Raw genomic sequence first — 15,854 nt, forward strand, 5'->3', positions numbered from 1 at the left:
CGTGGCGAGCGCCGCGGGCGCGCCGTGCCGCGGTCGTGACCCGCGCGATCAAACGTTGTGCGATCAACGACTTAGGTCGCGCATGCTCAGGATATCCACATGCTTGCCAACAAAAATTGTGGACAAGCCCGCGCGCAGCGGCGCCCGGCGCGACATGCGCCCTCGTGCCGCGTTTGAAGCAGCGCGGACAAAGTCTTTCGGATCAAGTGCTTGACCGCGGTATGCGCAGGCTATCCACACGCTTGCCAACACAATCTGTGGACAAGCATGGCAGGCGGCGTGGCAGACGGCGCTTCACGCGTCGAGGCGACACGCAACCGGCGCTTGCGCGGCCGTGTGCCGCTTTCGAAGCAGCGCGAACAAAGTCTTTCGGATCAAGTGCTTGATCGCGGTATGCGCAGGCTATCCACATGCTTGCCAACAAAAATTGTGGACAAGCCCGCGCGCTGCCGCGATGGCAACGCTCAGGGCTGCCGATCGCCGACGGCGGGCCAGCGCGCGAACGCGAACACCCACAGCATGACGAAGTTCAGCACCGGGACGAACATCGTCAGGATCCACCAGCCCGAATGCCCGGTGCGCCGGACGATACGGACGTACGGATAGACGACGATGGCGACGAGCACGAGCGAAATGAGCAATTGCCACGCGGTGAAGTGTTCCGTGGTCTTCCTCGGATTGAAATGTCGTTATTCGGTGCCGGCGGAACGGCCGGCCCGGGGCGCCGGCGCGCGTCCCCGGCCATGCGCGGCCGCGTGCGGCTTGCGTGATCTTGATGGGTGACGGGCGCGGGCGTCAAGGCATCGGCGCCGGCTGCGATCGCACTGAATCGTCCGCGTGCGCGCAGGCCGCTACCGCGCGCTGCCGAAATGGTGGCACGCGGCACGAACCGTAGACCGATCAATGGGTTAGCGCAGGCTTGCGCAGGATATCCACAAGCTTGCCAACACAATCTGTGGGTAAGTGGCGCAGCGCCGGCCCGGCATGCGTGTGGGGGTTACGACGCGCATCGAGCATGCATCGGACTGCATCGGAGTACATCGAACCCACATCGCCGTGGCGTCGTGATGCGAAGTGTGGCGAAGCGGTGTGCGCGATGGCCATGATTCGCGCCGCGTCTGCATCACGCGTGCCAAAGTCCATCGGATCAAGGGTTTAGCGCTATGGTGCGCAGGATATCCACAAGCTTGCCAACATTTTCTGTGGAGAAGTCCGCATGCGCGATTCGGCCGACGCCACACGCTGCCACGCTCCGCACGCGGGCTCACGCGGTACAGATACCGGCCACGCCGACCTTCTGGAACAGGTGCGGGCTGGCGACGGCGGACGACGGATAGGCCGACAGCTTGGCGACGAACTCCGGATGCGTGAAGGCCGCGCGAAACGCGTCCGTCGATTCCCAGATCGCGTAGTTCAGGTAGGTCGGGCTGTCGCCGAGCGCGCGATGAAGCTGCGTCGAGATGAATCCCGGCTGCCGCTTCATGAAATCCGCGTCGTCCGTCCAGACGGCGAGAAAATCGGCTTCGTCGTCGGCCGCGAGCGTGAATACGTTGACGAGCACGACCGGCTCGGCGTCGATCGCAATCTGTTGCTGGATCGGAAAGGCCGGATCCATCGGCTTGAACTGGGGCATGGGTGCTCCTGGTGAGGTAGGGGGCAAGCGGGCGGCTACGCGTGGCCGTCCTGGCCGTGCGCGCCGGACATCGCCGACAGCACGCGCAGCGCCGCGTCGAGGTCGGTCGAGCTGAAGTCGCCGGCGATGTCGCGGACATGCCGCTGCCACTGCTCGACCACGGCCTGATAGGCCGCTTCGCCGCGCTGCGTCAGCGCATACAACGGCGAGCGCTTGTGCGCCGGATTGGGCAACGACAGCACCAGCCCTTCGTCGGTCAGCACGTTGATCTGTTTCAGGACGGCCTGCCGCGTGATGCCCATCGCGTCGGCGATCTGCGGGATGTTCGGCGCATCCGGCGCCATCGAGATCGCGCCCAGCACCTGCCAGCGCGCGCTGGTCAAGCCGTGCGGCCCGGCGAAGGTGTTGCCCCATTCGATCAGCAGGCCGTTCAACCGGAATACGGATAGCGCGACGGCGGTCAACTTGTCGGATTTCGTCATGTCCGGCTCGATTCGTAAATTGACAACTACTTTACGTAATGGACAACCAGTTGTCAAATTGGCGGGCGCGCGTCGACAGACGAAGGGGCTTCGGTATTGCAGCGTGGAAGCGCACGCGAACATCTGCGAAACCTCTACCGATCTCTGGGTCGAGCGGATCGTCCACGAGAAGTGACGCGTGCGTGCGTGCTTGCCCCTGGCCGGCGCATTTGCCGCGCACGCACGACAAACCCTTTCCGATCAAGGGCTTGGTGCCGTTAATGGAAGGTTGTCCACAAGCTTGCCAACATTATCTGTGGACAAGCCTTCGGCCGCCCGCGCGTCAGGCAGGCAGCGGGAAGCGCACCGTGACGGTCAGCCCGCGCCCGCCGCGCGTGGTGCCGAGCGCGACGGTCGCGCGATGCTGTTCGGCGATCCGTTTGACGATCGATAGCCCGAGCCCGCTGCCCGACGACGTGGCGGCCTGCGCGCCTTCGCCGCGATAGAAGCGTTCCCACACGTCGGTGCGTTCGGCTTCCGGGATGCCGGGGCCGTCGTCGGCGACTTCGAGCACGGGCGTCGTGCCGTCGATGCGCGCCGACACGTCGACGCGTGCGCCTTCGCCCGCATAGCGGATCGCGTTGTCGACGAGGTTGTTCAGCAGCACGCGCAGCGTGTCCGCATTGCCGGCGGCGATCACGGGTGCGTCGACGATCGCGCCGAGATCGATCCGGTGCGCGTCGGCGACGCGCGCGCGGTCCGACACCACCGAGCGGCATAACGCGGCGAGATCGACCGGCGCCGACGCGGTGACGGCCGCCTGCGCATCGGGTTCGAGGCGCGCGAGCGTCAGCAACTGTTCGGCGAGGTGGCCGAGGCGCGTCGTGCCCGCCTGGATCTGCGCGAGGATGTGCTCGCGCTCCTCGGCGCTCGCCGCGCGCCGCAGCAATTGCGACTGGATCGACAGCCCCATGATCGGCGTGCGCAGCTCGTGCGCGGCATCGGCGATGAAGTGCCGCTGCAGCGTGAACGAGCGGTCGAGGCGCGCGAGCAGGTCGTTGATCGCTTCGGCGAGCGGGCGGACCTCGTTCGGCATCGACGCGACGTCGACCGGCTCGAGGTTGTTCGCATTCCTGCGTTTCAGGCCGGACGCGATCGCCCGCAATGGCCGCAACCCCGCGCCAATACCGAACCACAGGCCGAGCGCGAGCAGCGGCAGCATCGAGAACACCGGCCACAGCAGGTGGACGGCGATGCCCGCGATCGCCTCCCAGCGCGCATGCCGCGCCTGCGCGAGCCGGATCGTCGTGCCGCCGCGCTCGGTCACATAGGTGCGCCACGGCTGGCCGCCAACGTCGACGCTCGCGATGCCCTGCTGCGCGGGCGCCGGCAGCTTCGAATCGCGGTCGGTCGAATACACGAGCGTGCCGTTGCGCCACACTTGCAGCAGCACCGCATCGGGGTCGCTCGCTTCGAAGCCGTGCTTGCCTTTGGCGTGGTTGCTGAACGACAGCTCGCCGTTCGGGCCGACCACGATCTGTTTCGACATGCTGCGCATCTGGTCGTCGAGCAGGTCGTCGAGTTCGCGCAGCGCGCCCCAGTAGGTGCCGGCACTCGCGACCAGGCCGATCACGCAGGCGGCCGGCAGCAACCACGTCAGCAGGCGCCGCCGCAGCGACGCGTTGCGCCAGCGCGCGACCGCGCGTTGCATGCGCGTCACGTGCCGTCACCGATCCGGTAGCCGACGCCGCGCACCGTGCGGATCATGTCGTGGCCGAGTTTCTTGCGCAGGTTGTGGATATGCACCTGCACCGCGTTGCTCTCGATTTCCTCGCCCCAGCTGTACAGCCGTTCCTCGAACTGTTCGCGCGAAATCACCGCGCCCGGTTCGCGCATCAGCTCGTGCAGCAGTACGAATTCCTTCGGCGACAGCGGCACTTCGTCGTCGTCGAGCCAGACGAGGTGCTTGACGGGATCGAGCCGCAGCGGGCCGATCGCGAGCGTCGTCTGCGCGCGGCCCGCATGGCGGCGGTTGACCGCGCGGATGCGGGCGAGCAGCTCGTCGAGCTCGAACGGCTTGACGAGATAGTCGTCCGCGCCGCTGTCGAGGCCGGCGATGCGGTCGGGCACGCCGTCGCGTGCGGTGATGATGATCGCGGGCAGGTTTTCGTCGCGGCGGCGCAGCGCGGCGAGCACGGACAAACCGTCGCGGTTCGGCAGCCCGAGATCGAGCAGCAGCAGCCCGTAGCCGGTCGCGCGCAGCGCCAGCGACGCGGCGTCGCCGTCCTTCACCCAGTCGACCGCGAAGCCTTCCTGTTTGAGGCCCTGTTCGAGCCCGCTGCCGATCAGCGGATCGTCCTCGACGAGCAGTACGCGCATGACTTCGTGTCTCTTCAACGGGGGCGCCGTGGCGCCCGGGATTCCCATCATAAGCGTACGCGTCTTAGGCCAAGCTTAAATGCGCGCGGTGCGCGGCGCGGTTTTCGTACTCGTCCAATGCGGCACCGTGTCACTTCGGCATGCCCTTCAGGTTTGCTTAATCTTACGGTCCGTAATCTGGCGCCGTCGCGTTCAACGGAGCGCGGCGCCACATCGAAGAAGAGGACCGAGATCATGAAACACCTGGCCAGAATCCTGGCGGTTGCGCTCGTCGCGCTGCCTGCCGCCGTCCACGCGCAATACACGGGGCCGTCCGCGCTGACCACGACCACCGTGAAGGAGCTGCTCGCCAACGGCAAGGATGACCAGCACGTGCAGTTGCAGGGGCGCATCGTCAAGCACGTCGGCGGCGAGGATTACGAGTTCGCCGACGCCACCGGCACGATCCCAGTCGAGATCGATCACAAGCTGTGGGCGGCGGGCCAGCCCGTCAGCGACAAGAACGAAGTGAAGCTGACCGGCGAATTCGAGCGCAAATGGTCGGGCCGCGTGAAGGTCGACGCCGATCACGTCGAAGTGCTGCGCTGACCGGTGGACGCGGGGCCGGTGATACCATGGACGACCGGTTCCCGTTCCCACCAAGATGGCCGCCAATTTCGACGAACTCGCGTCCCGGATCCGGGCGCAATTTTCCGAGCTGAGCCCGCAATTCCAGGCGGGCGCCGCCTTCCTGCTCGATCATCCCGACGAAGTCGCCACGTCGTCGATGCGCAAGGTCGCGCAGCGCGCGCAGGTGCAGCCTGCGTCGCTCGTGCGGCTCGCGCAGCAATTCGGCTTTCCCGGCTGGAACGAGCTGCGCGACCTGTGCGTCGCGCGCGTGCGCACGCGGCCCGAGCCGCTCACGCAGCGCGCGCGCTCGCTCGTGCGGCCCGACGCGAAGGCGTCGCTCGCGCACGATCTGCTGGCCGCCCAGCAGCACAACCTGTCGGCGACCGCCGCGCAGAACGAGCACGCGCTCGCCGATGCCGCGAAGCTGATCCGCAAGGCATCGCATGTGCATGTGGCGGGGTTCCGCTCGTGCTATCCGGTCGCGTTCGGTTTCGTCTACGGCTACCGGCTGTTTCGTCCGACCGTGTCGCTGCTCAACGGCGTCGCCGGTTCGCTCGAAATGGAGCTGCGCACGATCGCGAAGCAGAGCGTGACCGTGATCGTCAGCTTCGCGCCGTATTCGGCCGAGGCGACGCGCGTCGCGCAGGCGGCGAAAGCGCAGGGCAGCAAGATCGTCGCGATCACCGACAGTGCGGTATCGCCGATCGCGCTGCACGCGGACGCGCAACTGATCTTCACGCACGACAGCCCGTCGTTCTTTCCGTCGCTGGTGGCCGCGCATGCGATGGCCGAGACGCTGGTCGCGCAGTTGCTGGCGCTCGAAGGCAGCGATGCGATCGCGGCGCTCGAGCGGACCGAAGCGGAATTGCACGCGAAGGGCGCGTACGTCGTTTGACGTGCGCGGGATGTGCGGCTGGTTGAACCCACTTTCATTGACTGCTCGATGCAACCGATGACGTTGACCTACGCAGTGACCGACACGGCCGACGCGGACGTGCGCAAGCAGATCGTCGCGCCGCTCGTCCGCTTCAACGAAAGCCAGGCCGGCCCGGTCGACTTCCGGCCGCTGGCCGTGATCGTGACCGACGCGGCCGGTTCGGTGGTCGGCGGCTTGTGGGGCGGCACGGCGTTCGGCTGGCTGCATGTCGACCTGCTCGTCGTGCCCGAGGCCGCGCGCGGCCAGGGCGCCGGCACCCGCATCATGGATCTGGCCGAACGAGAGGCCGTCGCGCGCGGCTGCCACAGCGCATGGCTCGACACGTTCGACTTCCAGGCGCGGCCGTTCTACGAGAAGCGCGGCTATGTCCGCTTCGGCGAGCTGCCCGATTATCCGGTCGGGCACACCCGCATCTTCCTGACGAAGAAACTCGCCGGCTGAGCCGCGCTGCGCGGCACGGTTGACGATGCCGACGGCCGTCGCCTACGATACCGGGCAGCGATGCAGGTCGCTTCCGGGTCCGCGGAAAGGGTTCAACCCACCTGTCGCAGCCAATCCAGTCTTTCCCCATCCTTCGTGCTGGCGGTATTGCGGACCTTCGGCCATCGATGCACAAGGATTCGCATGAAAAAGCTGCCTCCCGACGCTCATCCCGATCATCTGAAAAAGCAGGCCAAGGCATTGTTGCGCCTGTACCGGCAGGGCGACGCCGGTGCCGTCGCGCGCTTCGTCGCATCGCTACCCGCCGCCGCGCATCGCACGCATGACGAAACGATCGCGCTCGGGCTCCGCCTGCACGACGCGCAGTCCTGCATCGCACGCGAGTACGGCTTTGCTTCATGGGCCGATCTCGGCGTGTTCGTCGAAACGCATGCGCTCACGCGGCAGCCGCGCTCGCTGTTGAGCCGGCGCTGGCTCGACCTCGCCTACGGCGCCGACGTGACCGGCGGCTTCGACGCGGCCCGGCCGCGCGTCGCCGCGCGACTGCTGCGCGATCATCCCGATCTCGTGTCGGCCGACCCGGTCATCGCATGCGCGGCGGGCGATCTCGACGCGGTGAAGGCGGCGCTGGCCGCCGATCCCGGCTGGATCGCGCGCGCCGGCGGGGCGCTGAAGTTGCCGCCGCTCGTTGCCGTCACGCATTCGCGGCTCGGGCAGCTTCCCGAATTCGCGCCCAGGTTGCGTGCGTGCGCCCGCCATCTGCTCGATGCGGGCGCCGATCCGAACCAGAGGATCGGCAACCGGTATCCGCCGGCCTCGCTCGCCGAGCCCGACGCGTCGGCGCCCCTGTCGGCGCTGTATGGCGCCGCCGGCGTCAATCGCGATCCGGCCCTGACCGCGATGCTGCTGGAAGCCGGCGCCGATCCGAACGATGGCGAATCGTTGTATCACTCGGTGGAGAATCCGGCGTGCACGCGTCTGCTGCTCGAGCACGGCGCACGGGTGGGCGGGACGAATGCGTTGCGGCGCGCTCTCGACGTACCGGACGCGGCCGCGCTCGAGTTGCTGCTCGCGCACGGCGGCGACCCGAACGAACCGGCCGGCGAAGGGCCGACGAAGACGTGGGGCGCGCCGCTGCTGCGCGCGATCGCCGTGCGTTGCCCGGCCCGCCATGTCGCCGCGCTGCTGGCGGCCGGCGCCGATCCCGGGGCGCGGACCGCCGCGGGCGTCAGCGCGTACCGGCTCGCGATGCAGGCTGGGTTGTCCGACGTCGCGGCGCTGTTGCGCGCCGCCGGAGCCGAGGAGACGCTCGACGCACAAGACGCGTTCGTGGCGGCCTGTGCGCGCGCCGATGCCGACGACGCACGGCGCATTCAGGCGAAGCATCCCGAGCTGCCCGGTGCGCTGGCCGACGAGCAGCTGCGGCTGCTGCCGGACGCCGCCGCGTGGGGTTCACGCGAGGTGGTGAAGGTGATGGTGGCGCTGGGCTGGCCGATCGCCGCGCGCGGCGGCGACTGGGACGCGAGCGCGCTGAATCACGCGGTGTTCCGCGGCGATGCCGAACTGCTGGCGTTCCTGCTCGCGCGCGGCGCAAGCTGGCGTGAGCTGCACGGATTCGGCAGCGACGCGCTCGGTACGCTGTCCTGGGCGTCCGTCAACGAACCGGAGGGCGTCGGCGATGCCGACTGGGAAGCGTGCGCGCGCGTGCTGCTCGCGCACGGCGTGCCGCACGCGGTGCGCGATCCGTCGAATCCGGATGGCGTGCTGATCGACGGTCGCGCGATGCGGTTCTCCGAGGCCGTCGCCGATGTGTTGCTCGGCATCGACGACGGGGCGTCCGCATCGACATAAATTGACGCGAGCGGCCCGGCGCGGTGGCCTGCATTCGACTTTGGCGCGCGTTCTTCCGGGGTGCGCGACGACATTTCGGCGAATGCTGAAACGTCGCGTGCACGACCGGCGTAAGCTCACTGTCGACACCTTCCCGGAGTTCACGATGACCCGTTCCGACCTGCAAGCCCGCCACGCCGAAGCTTTCCGTGCGCTGCACACGCGCCCCGGCGCGTTCATCATCCCGAACCCGTGGGACGCCGGCACCGCGCGACTGCTCGCGATGGCCGGCTTCGAGGCGCTCGCCACGACGAGTGCCGGCTACGCGTTTTCGAAAGGGCAGCCCGACAACGCGATCGACCGCGACGCGATGCTCGATCACATCGCCGATCTCGTCGCCGCGGGCGGCCTGCCGGTGAGCGCCGATCTCGAGAACGGCTTCGGCGACGCACCCGACACGGTGGCCGAGACGATCCGGCTGGCGGCCGAGGCGGGCGCGGTCGGCGGCTCGATCGAGGATGCGACGGGCCGCGCCGATACGCCGATCTATGCGCGCGACGCGTCGGTCGAGCGCATCGCGGCGGCCGTCGACGCGGCGCGCGCGCTGCCGTTTCCGTTCACGCTGACCGCCCGCTGCGAAAACTACCTGCACGGCCGCCGCGACCTCGACGACACGATCGCGCGGCTCGTCGCCTATCGCGACGCCGGCGCCGACGTGCTGTACGCGCCCGGCATCACCGATACCGACGAGATCGCGGCGGTGACGCGGGCGGTCGGCGCGCCCGTCAATGTCGTCATGGGCCTGCAGGGCGGGTTGCTGAGCCTCGACGAGCTGGCGGCGCTCGGCGTGAAGCGCGTCAGCGTCGGCGGCGCGCTGGCGCGGGCCGCGCTCGGCGCGTTCCTGCGCGCGGCGACGGAGATGCGGCGCGACGGCACGTTCACCTTTACCCGGGCAGCCGTACCGGGAAGCGATATCAACCGCTGGTTTGCCGCGCCGGATAATTCGCCGATTTTGTCAGACGAATGAGCCCTAATAAAATCGGGAATCGTTTCCACCGAAACATTGATTGACAATAATCAACCGATTTCGCGTCAGAATTAATCGTCGCTGACGGCGCGAAAATCATCGTCCATTCTCCGCATTTCCGCCCGTTCTGCTACCGCCGGCGCGTCAGCCGCGCCAGATATGACGCCCGGCGGGCCGTCATACGTGACGATATCGCGCATTGTTGCAGGTTCTCGTTCAGAGCGTTTCCGTGCGCGGGAGTTGCCGGATGATTTTTTGATTGATAATCTGCGGCACGTTCCAATGACCGGTGAGTGGGCTGCCGGGAATATCAATATATTCAATATATAAAAAGCTGAGAGAGCGATGACGATCCGAGAAAATCACCGCGTCAGGTTTCGCGTGGGCGATGTCGTGACGCTGAAAACGGGCGGGCCGCGCATGACCGTCACGTATGCCGGGCCGGTCGTGTTCGACGACGACGACTGGCTGATCTGCCAGTGGTTCGACGAAAGCGGCGAGTTCCGGCAGGAAATGTTCCATCACGACACGGTGGTGCCCGAGCCGCGCGCGATTTCGGCCGGGCGGGTCCGGCTGCGCATGCAGTCGCTCCGCTATCGATCGGCGGCCTGACGCCGGCCGGCCGCTGCGATGCCGCGACGCGCGGCGTCCGCGCGTCGACATTTCACGCAATCCCGAAACATGCGGCGGCGCACTGCGCCGATACTGAGCGCATGAACCCGACCGATCCCATTGCCGCGGTCACGCACCGCGATCCCTATCCCTATTACGCCACGCTCGTCGACGGGCCGCCGCTCGCGTTCGACGCCACGCTCGGCCTGTGGGTCGCGAGCCGCGCGGCGGCCGTGACGGCCGTGCTGGGCCATCCGGCCTGCCGCGTGCGCCCGCTCGACGCGCCGGTGCCGCCCGCGCTGCGCGGCACGACGGCCGGCGCGCTGTTCGGCGAACTGGTGCGCATGAACGATGGCGCGTCGCGACACGACGTGCCGAAGCAGGCATTGCGCGCGGCGTTCGCGCCGATCGATACGGATGCATTGCGCGATCGCGCCGAGGTGCTCGCCGCGCGGCGGTTACCGGCGCCCGGCGATGCCGACGCGCTGAACGCGTGGTGCATGACCGTGCCCGTGTGCGCGGTGGCCGATCTGCTCGGTTTCGACGAAACGCAGCTCGACGATATCGCGGCGCGCGTCGTCGAGTTCGTCGCCGCGCTGTCGCCGCTGTCGGATGCCGCGGCGCTGGCGCGCGCGAGCGACGCTGCGCGGCATCTGCTCGACCGGATGACGGAACGTGTCGCGCAGTCGCGTGCACACGACGGCACGTTGGTCGCCGAGGTGCAGCAGGCGGCCCGCGCGTCGGGCTGGCACGCGAGCGGCGCGCTGGTTGCGAATCTGGTCGGGTTGTTGTCGCAGACGTGCGAGGCGACCGCCGCATGGCTCGGCAATGTGCTCGTGGCATGGAACGGCGACGTGGGCGACTCAGGCGGGGTGCCGGACGCGGCCGCGCTCGATGCATTCGTCGCCGAAGTCGGACGTTTCGATGCGCCGGTGCAGAACACGCGCCGCTTCGTCGCGGCACGCACGACGATCGAAGGCGTGAGCGTCGAAGCCGGCGACGCGATCCTCGTCGTGCTGGCCGCGGCGAACCGCGATTCGGCCGTGCATCGCGATCCGCACCGGCTGATGCCCGGCCGCCCGGCGGGGCCGAATTTCGGCTTCGGCACGGGGCCGCACGGGTGTCCGGGCGAGCGGATCGCACGGGCGGTGACGGCGGGGGCGTTCGCGGCGCGGTTGCGCGCGGGCGGCTTGCCGCCGCGCGACGCACTGAAGTGGGATTACCGCGCGTCGACCAATGTCAGGATGCCGAAGTTCGACGCGAGGCGGTGAAGGGGAAGGAGGGACTTAACGGCAGCCTTGCTTTTCCGCCCATTGCTCCTGGGCGGCGACGCGGCGCTGCACGCGTTCGACGAGGCCGGTCGAGAAGGTCCGCATGCTGACGCCGCGGCGTTTTGCCAGGATCGTTTGCGCGACGTCGGTGCGCGGGTTCGGCTGGCACGCCCAGTACAGCGTCATCAGCCAGCCGATGCCCGTCCACGCGAACAGCGCGTTGAACATCGCGATCGTCAGCTTGTCGTGCCGGCCGCGCCGGTCGGCAATGACGGCCGGCAGGAAATAGAGCGCGATCGCCGCGACTGAACCGGCCACTTGAATCAGGACTGCATCATGCATGGTGCTGCTCCGTCCGAACTGCAATGAGGCTGATTGTCGCGCTTTTTCCGTTTGTGTGCCGGCAATTGATTGTTGCGCTTTTAGTGACGATCAGGCAGCTTCGGCGTCCCCCGACTGCACGTCGTTGCTCAGTGCGAAACCTTCATCGAGCCAACCTGTCACGCCGCCGATCATCAGCTTGACCGGGCGGCCGAGGCGCGCCAACTGGATCGCCGCGCGCGCGGCGCCGTTGCAGTGCGGCCCCGCGCAGTAGACGACGAATAGCGTATCGGCCGGATAACCGGCGAGCTTGCTTTCGATGATCTTGCGGCGCGGCAGGTTGCGCGCGCCGGGCACGTGGCCGGCGGCGAACTGGTCGGGGCCGCGCACGTCGAGCAGCACGAAATCGGGCGTGCCGGACGCGAATGCGTCGTGCACGTCCCAGCAATCGGTCTCGAAGCGCAGCGAGGCCTCGAAATGCGCAAGGGCGGCGGCGCTGTCGGCGGCGGGGATATCGGTGACGGTGGACATGGTCGGGCTCTCCGGTTGAGCGGGCACGGGACGCGCCGCAATGAAGGGCAGTATCGCGGTTCGGCCCGTTTCGCGGCAGTGGCGCGATCGACAAGTTCCGGTAACATCGCGCCATGCACAATCATCTCGTCGTCGCGCTCGCCTACGATCGCCTCTGCACGTTCGAATTCGGCTGCGTGGTCGAACTGTTCGCGCTCGAGCGCCCTGAACTCGGCGTCGACTGGTATCGCTTCGCGGTATGCGCGAGCGAGCCGGGGCCCGTGCGCGCGGCGGGCGGCATTACCGTTGCCGCGCCTTACCGGCTCGCGACGCTCGATCGCGCGGACACCATCGTGATCCCCGGCTGGCGCGATCCGGACGAACTGCCGCCCGAGCCGCTGCTGAGGAAGCTGCGGGCCGCCCACCGGCGCGGCGCGCGGCTCTGCTCGATCTGTTCGGGCGTGTTCGTGCTGGCGGCGGCCGGCGTGCTCGACGGCCTCACCGTGACGACGCACTGGCGGTATGCGGAACGCCTGCAGGCGCGTTATCCGGCGCTGCGCGTGAATCCCGATGCGCTGTACGTCGACGAAGGGCAGATCGTCACGTCGGCCGGCTCGGCGGCGGGGCTCGACATGCTGCTGCATCTGGTGCGCCGCGATCACGGCGGCGCGATCGCGAACCGCGTCGCGCAGCGCCTCGTGCTGCCGCCGCATCGCGACGGTGGGCAGGCGCAGTTCGTGCCGCGTCCGGTCGCGCCGGGCGGTACCGACCGGCTCGCTAAGCTGATCGACTGGATGCGCGCGCATGCGGCCGAGCCGCACACGCTCGCGTCGCTGGCCGCGCAGGCCGCGATGAGCACGCGCACGCTGCAACGGCAGTTCGCGGATGCGACGGGGATGTCGCCGCTCGCGTGGCTGATCCGCGAACGCGTGAACGTCGCGAAGGACATGCTCGAAGCGCAGCCCGCGTTGCCGCTTGCGCAGGTCGCGGCGCGCGCGGGATTCGGTTCCGAGGAATCGCTGCGCCGGCATTTCCGGCGTGTCGCGGCGACGAGTCCGGCCGCGTACCGGCGCGGGATGGATCGCGGCGGCACGTAGCGGGCGCTCTCGGTGCGGCCGCTCGTGCGCGATGATGAAGAACACCACCCATGTGGCGACGGCCACTCATTCCGAACAAGGATGCCGATGACGATGCTGCCTTCCCGTTTGCCGTTGATCCAGGCCCCGATGGTCGGCTCGCTGAGCCCGCTCGCGATTGCCGTGTGCGAAGCCGGCGGGCTCGGTTCGCTCGCATGCGCGGCGCTCGGCCCGCAGCAGTTGCGCGACGAGATCGCGGCGATTCGTGCGCGCACGGCCGCGCCGTTCAACGTGAATTTCTTCTGCCACGCGCCGCCTGCGCCCGACGCCGAGGTCGATGCGCGCTGGCGCGCGGCGCTCGCCGGCTACTACACGGAAGCCGGGCTCGACCCGGCCGACGTGAAAGGCGGCCCCGGCCGCGCGCCGTTCGACGATGCGATGTGCGCGGTCGTCGAGGAACTGCGGCCGGCCGTCGTGAGCTTCCATTTCGGACTGCCGGACGACGCGCTGCTCGACCGCGTGCGCCGCACGGGCGCGCAGGTGGTGTCGTCCGCGACGACCGTCGAGGAGGCGCGCTGGCTCGATGCGCGCGGCGTCGACGCGATCGTCGCGCAAGGGGCGGAGGCCGGCGGCCATCGCGGGATGTTCCTGACCGACGATATCCACGCGCAGCCGGGCCTGTTCGCGTTGCTGCCGCAGATCGTCGATGCCGTACGCGCGCCGGTGATCGCGGCCGGTGCGATCGCCGACGGGCGTGGCATCGCGGCCGCGTTCGCGCTCGGCGCGAGCGCGGTGCAGATCGGCACCGGCTACCTGCTCACGCCACAGGCCGGTCGTTCGGCCCAGCATCGTGCGGCCGTGCGCGCCGCCCGCGACGACGGTACGCGTATCACCAATCTGTACACGGGTCGCCCCGCGCGCGGGCTGCTGACGCGCTTCATGCGCGAACAGGGGCCGATGAGTGCGCTCGCGCCCGCGTTTCCGCTCGCGACGGCCGCGGTCGATCCGCTGCGCGGTGCGTTCGAGCGGCAGGGCCGCGACGATTTCTCGCTGCTGTGGTCGGGCGAGGCCGCGGCGCTCGCGCGCGAAGAGGATGCGGGTGAGCTCACGCGACGCCTGTGGCGCGACGCGCTCGCCTGCGCGGCCGGGCTGCGCGACGCGTTTCCGAACGCTGTCTGAACGGCTAGGAGGGGCGCCGGCAGGGGAGCATCGGCGTATGATCTGGGTTTTCGTCAGCCCGATCCAGGCACCCCACCATGACTTCCGTCGACACTACCCCCGTCCTCGACCATGACAAGCTCGTTACCTTCATCGAGCGCAAGTGGAACGATGAAATCCTCCACGCGCTGACCGACTACATCACGATTCCCGCGAAGAGCCCTGCATTCGACCCCGACTGGGCGAAGCGCGGCTACCTCGAGCGCGTCGTCACCGACGCCGCGCAGTGGGCCGAGCGGCAACCCGTGAAAGGCCTGAAGCTCGAAATCGTGCGCTTGGCCGGCCGCACGCCGGTGATCTTCTTCGAGACGCCCGCCACGCGCTCGGGCAGCACCGATACGATCCTGCTGTATGGCCACCTCGACAAGCAGCCCGAATTCGACGGCTGGCGCGCGGACCTCGGCCCGTGGACGCCCAAATTCGAGAACGGCAAGCTGTACGGCCGCGGCGGCGCGGACGACGGCTATGCGATCTACGCGAGCCTCGCGGCGCTCGGCGCGCTCGACGAGCAGGGCATCGAGCGGCCGCGCTGCGTCGGCCTGATCGAAACCTGCGAAGAGTCGGGCAGCTACGACCTGCTGCCGTACGTCGACGCATTGCGCGATCGGCTCGGCCAGGTGTCGCTCGTGGTATGCCTCGATTCGGGCGCCGGCAACTACGACCAGATGTGGCTCACCACGTCGCTGCGCGGCCTCGTGTCCGGCGACCTGCAAGTCGAGGTGCTGGAAGAAGGCATCCATTCGGGCGTGTACGGCGGCATCGCGCCGTCGAGCTTCCGCGTGATGCGCCAGTTGTTCGAACGCCTCGAGGACGCGAAGAACGGCAACCTGCTGCCGGGCGCGTTCCATTGCGAGATCCCGTCGAGCCGCGTGCGCGAAGCCGAGGCCGCCGCCGCGATCCTCGGCGACACGGTGTGGAAGGGGCTGCCCTGGGCGTGCGGCCAGGACGGCAAGCCCGTGCTGCCGACCACGACCGATCCGCGCGAGGCGCTGCTGAATTCGACGTGGCGTCCGTCGCTGTCGGTGACGGGCGCGGCCGGCCTGCCGGCGCTTGCCGATGCGGGCAACGTGCTGCGTCCGCGCACCGCGTTCAAGCTGTCGCTGCGGCTGCCGCCGCTCGTCGACGCCGCGCAGGCCGTGCAGCAACTGAAGGAGCTGCTCGAACTCGATCCGCCGTACAACGCGAAGGTCACGTTCAAGCCGGACGCCGGCGCCGCGACGGGCTGGAGCGCGCCGGATCTCGCGCCGTGGCTCGCGTCGTCGCTCGACGCCGCATCGCGCCGTCACTTCGGCGCCGACTGCGCGTACATGGGCCTGGGCGGCACGATCCCGCTGATGAACGTGCTGCAGGAAGGCTTCCCCGCCGCGCAATTCATGGTGTGCGGCGTGCTCGGGCCGAAGTCGAACGCGCACGGCCCGAACGAGTTCCTGCACGTGCCGTACGCGAAGAAGCTCACGGCAGCCGTGGCCGACGTGATCGCGACCGCGCGCTGATCATCGCGGCGTTCGACGTACCGATTGCCCGACCCG

Annotated in this window: 17 protein-coding genes; 10 read left to right on the plus strand and 7 right to left on the minus strand. The window is 68.7% G+C overall.

The genetic code is table 11. From position 1 onward, the window contains the following. Positions 1–464: 464 nt before the first annotated feature. The 5 genes from HWX07_RS02335 to HWX07_RS02355 form a co-directional block, all read right to left on the minus strand. A complete protein-coding gene (locus tag HWX07_RS02335) occupies positions 465–641 on the minus strand; it encodes a hypothetical protein (RefSeq protein WP_175875030.1) in 177 nt (58 codons plus the stop codon). A gap of 623 nt (positions 642–1,264) precedes the next feature. Further along, positions 1,265–1,633 carry an antibiotic biosynthesis monooxygenase family protein gene (locus HWX07_RS02340; RefSeq protein WP_175875031.1) on the minus strand — a complete coding sequence of 123 codons (369 nt, stop codon included), beginning with the start codon at positions 1,631–1,633 and terminating at the stop codon, positions 1,265–1,267. 35 nt (positions 1,634–1,668) lie between these two features. Next, the gene (locus HWX07_RS02345) at positions 1,669–2,115 is read right to left on the minus strand and encodes a MarR family winged helix-turn-helix transcriptional regulator (protein WP_175875032.1); all 447 of its coding nucleotides are present in this window, start codon (positions 2,113–2,115) and stop codon (positions 1,669–1,671) included. A 322-nt stretch (positions 2,116–2,437) separates the two neighbouring features. After that, complete coding sequence (locus tag HWX07_RS02350; protein WP_175875033.1) at positions 2,438–3,814, minus strand: ATP-binding protein; 1,377 nt, start codon at positions 3,812–3,814, stop codon at positions 2,438–2,440. Further along, complete coding sequence (locus HWX07_RS02355) at positions 3,811–4,473, minus strand: response regulator (RefSeq protein ID WP_011547236.1); 663 nt, start codon at positions 4,471–4,473, stop codon at positions 3,811–3,813. Before HWX07_RS02355 ends, HWX07_RS02350 begins: the two co-directional genes overlap by 4 nt. A gap of 234 nt (positions 4,474–4,707) precedes the next feature. Here HWX07_RS02355 and HWX07_RS02360 point away from each other — a divergent pair, with 234 nt between their 5' ends. The 7 genes from HWX07_RS02360 to HWX07_RS02390 all read left to right on the plus strand — a co-directional run bounded on the left by HWX07_RS02360 (position 4,708) and on the right by HWX07_RS02390 (position 11,200). Further along, on the plus strand, positions 4,708–5,061 hold the full coding sequence (locus tag HWX07_RS02360; RefSeq protein ID WP_175875034.1) for a NirD/YgiW/YdeI family stress tolerance protein: 354 nt from the start codon (positions 4,708–4,710) through the stop codon (positions 5,059–5,061). Positions 5,062–5,116: 55 nt separating this feature from the next. Further along, entirely contained in the window at positions 5,117–5,977 is an 861-nt protein-coding gene (locus HWX07_RS02365; RefSeq protein WP_027812727.1) for a MurR/RpiR family transcriptional regulator, read from the plus strand. 57 nt (positions 5,978–6,034) lie between these two features. Beyond that, positions 6,035–6,460: a GNAT family N-acetyltransferase gene (locus HWX07_RS02370; protein WP_175875035.1), complete on the plus strand. Its 426-nt coding sequence runs from the start codon at positions 6,035–6,037 to the stop codon at positions 6,458–6,460. Positions 6,461–6,643: 183 nt separating this feature from the next. Further along, entirely contained in the window at positions 6,644–8,311 is a 1,668-nt protein-coding gene (locus tag HWX07_RS02375; RefSeq protein WP_175875036.1) for an ankyrin repeat domain-containing protein, read from the plus strand. A 145-nt stretch (positions 8,312–8,456) separates the two neighbouring features. After that, the gene (locus tag HWX07_RS02380) at positions 8,457–9,317 is read left to right on the plus strand and encodes an isocitrate lyase/phosphoenolpyruvate mutase family protein (RefSeq protein WP_175875037.1); all 861 of its coding nucleotides are present in this window, start codon (positions 8,457–8,459) and stop codon (positions 9,315–9,317) included. Positions 9,318–9,662: 345 nt separating this feature from the next. Continuing rightward, the gene (locus HWX07_RS02385; RefSeq protein WP_124700184.1) at positions 9,663–9,929 is read left to right on the plus strand and encodes a YodC family protein; all 267 of its coding nucleotides are present in this window, start codon (positions 9,663–9,665) and stop codon (positions 9,927–9,929) included. Between the two features lie 101 nt (positions 9,930–10,030). After that, complete coding sequence (locus tag HWX07_RS02390) at positions 10,031–11,200, plus strand: cytochrome P450 (protein ID WP_175875038.1); 1,170 nt, start codon at positions 10,031–10,033, stop codon at positions 11,198–11,200. A gap of 15 nt (positions 11,201–11,215) precedes the next feature. Here the strand turns inward: HWX07_RS02390 and HWX07_RS02395 are convergent, their stop codons facing one another. After that, a complete protein-coding gene (locus tag HWX07_RS02395; protein WP_006480800.1) occupies positions 11,216–11,542 on the minus strand; it encodes a superinfection immunity protein in 327 nt (108 codons plus the stop codon). 90 nt (positions 11,543–11,632) lie between these two features. After that, the gene (locus tag HWX07_RS02400; protein ID WP_175875039.1) at positions 11,633–12,052 is read right to left on the minus strand and encodes a rhodanese-like domain-containing protein; all 420 of its coding nucleotides are present in this window, start codon (positions 12,050–12,052) and stop codon (positions 11,633–11,635) included. Positions 12,053–12,165: 113 nt separating this feature from the next. Between HWX07_RS02400 and ftrA the strand changes: the two genes are divergently transcribed. The 3 genes from ftrA to HWX07_RS02415 all read left to right on the plus strand — a co-directional run bounded on the left by ftrA (position 12,166) and on the right by HWX07_RS02415 (position 15,818). Continuing rightward, the gene (gene ftrA / locus HWX07_RS02405; RefSeq protein WP_175875040.1) at positions 12,166–13,128 is read left to right on the plus strand and encodes a transcriptional regulator FtrA; all 963 of its coding nucleotides are present in this window, start codon (positions 12,166–12,168) and stop codon (positions 13,126–13,128) included. Positions 13,129–13,215: 87 nt separating this feature from the next. Continuing rightward, positions 13,216–14,286: a nitronate monooxygenase gene (locus HWX07_RS02410; RefSeq protein WP_175875041.1), complete on the plus strand. Its 1,071-nt coding sequence runs from the start codon at positions 13,216–13,218 to the stop codon at positions 14,284–14,286. A gap of 77 nt (positions 14,287–14,363) precedes the next feature. Further along, entirely contained in the window at positions 14,364–15,818 is a 1,455-nt protein-coding gene (locus HWX07_RS02415) for a M20 family metallopeptidase (protein ID WP_175875042.1), read from the plus strand. Positions 15,819–15,854: the final 36 nt, after the last annotated feature.

This window comes from Burkholderia sp. BCC0097, from assembly GCF_902832985.1.
GTDB classification, from domain to species: Bacteria; Pseudomonadota; Gammaproteobacteria; order Burkholderiales; family Burkholderiaceae; genus Burkholderia; species Burkholderia orbicola.

Excerpts from the sequence above, each read along its gene's own strand:
- HWX07_RS02410 (WP_175875041.1), top strand. The coding sequence starts at position 13,216 with ATGACGATGCTGCCTTCCCGTTTGCCGTTGATCCAGGCCCCGATGGTC.
- HWX07_RS02355 (WP_011547236.1), bottom strand. The coding sequence starts at position 4,473 with ATGCGCGTACTGCTCGTCGAGGACGATCCGCTGATCGGCAGCGGGCTC.
- HWX07_RS02395 (WP_006480800.1), bottom strand. The coding sequence starts at position 11,542 with ATGCATGATGCAGTCCTGATTCAAGTGGCCGGTTCAGTCGCGGCGATC.
- HWX07_RS02400 (WP_175875039.1), bottom strand. The coding sequence starts at position 12,052 with ATGTCCACCGTCACCGATATCCCCGCCGCCGACAGCGCCGCCGCCCTT.
- HWX07_RS02345 (WP_175875032.1), bottom strand. The coding sequence starts at position 2,115 with ATGACGAAATCCGACAAGTTGACCGCCGTCGCGCTATCCGTATTCCGG.
- HWX07_RS02390 (WP_175875038.1), top strand. The coding sequence starts at position 10,031 with ATGAACCCGACCGATCCCATTGCCGCGGTCACGCACCGCGATCCCTAT.
- HWX07_RS02385 (WP_124700184.1), top strand. The coding sequence starts at position 9,663 with ATGACGATCCGAGAAAATCACCGCGTCAGGTTTCGCGTGGGCGATGTC.
- HWX07_RS02365 (WP_027812727.1), top strand. The coding sequence starts at position 5,117 with ATGGCCGCCAATTTCGACGAACTCGCGTCCCGGATCCGGGCGCAATTT.
- HWX07_RS02370 (WP_175875035.1), top strand. The coding sequence starts at position 6,035 with ATGACGTTGACCTACGCAGTGACCGACACGGCCGACGCGGACGTGCGC.
- HWX07_RS02340 (WP_175875031.1), bottom strand. The coding sequence starts at position 1,633 with ATGCCCCAGTTCAAGCCGATGGATCCGGCCTTTCCGATCCAGCAACAG.
- HWX07_RS02375 (WP_175875036.1), top strand. The coding sequence starts at position 6,644 with ATGAAAAAGCTGCCTCCCGACGCTCATCCCGATCATCTGAAAAAGCAG.
- ftrA (WP_175875040.1), top strand. The coding sequence starts at position 12,166 with ATGCACAATCATCTCGTCGTCGCGCTCGCCTACGATCGCCTCTGCACG.
- HWX07_RS02415 (WP_175875042.1), top strand. The coding sequence starts at position 14,364 with ATGACTTCCGTCGACACTACCCCCGTCCTCGACCATGACAAGCTCGTT.
- HWX07_RS02380 (WP_175875037.1), top strand. The coding sequence starts at position 8,457 with ATGACCCGTTCCGACCTGCAAGCCCGCCACGCCGAAGCTTTCCGTGCG.
- HWX07_RS02360 (WP_175875034.1), top strand. The coding sequence starts at position 4,708 with ATGAAACACCTGGCCAGAATCCTGGCGGTTGCGCTCGTCGCGCTGCCT.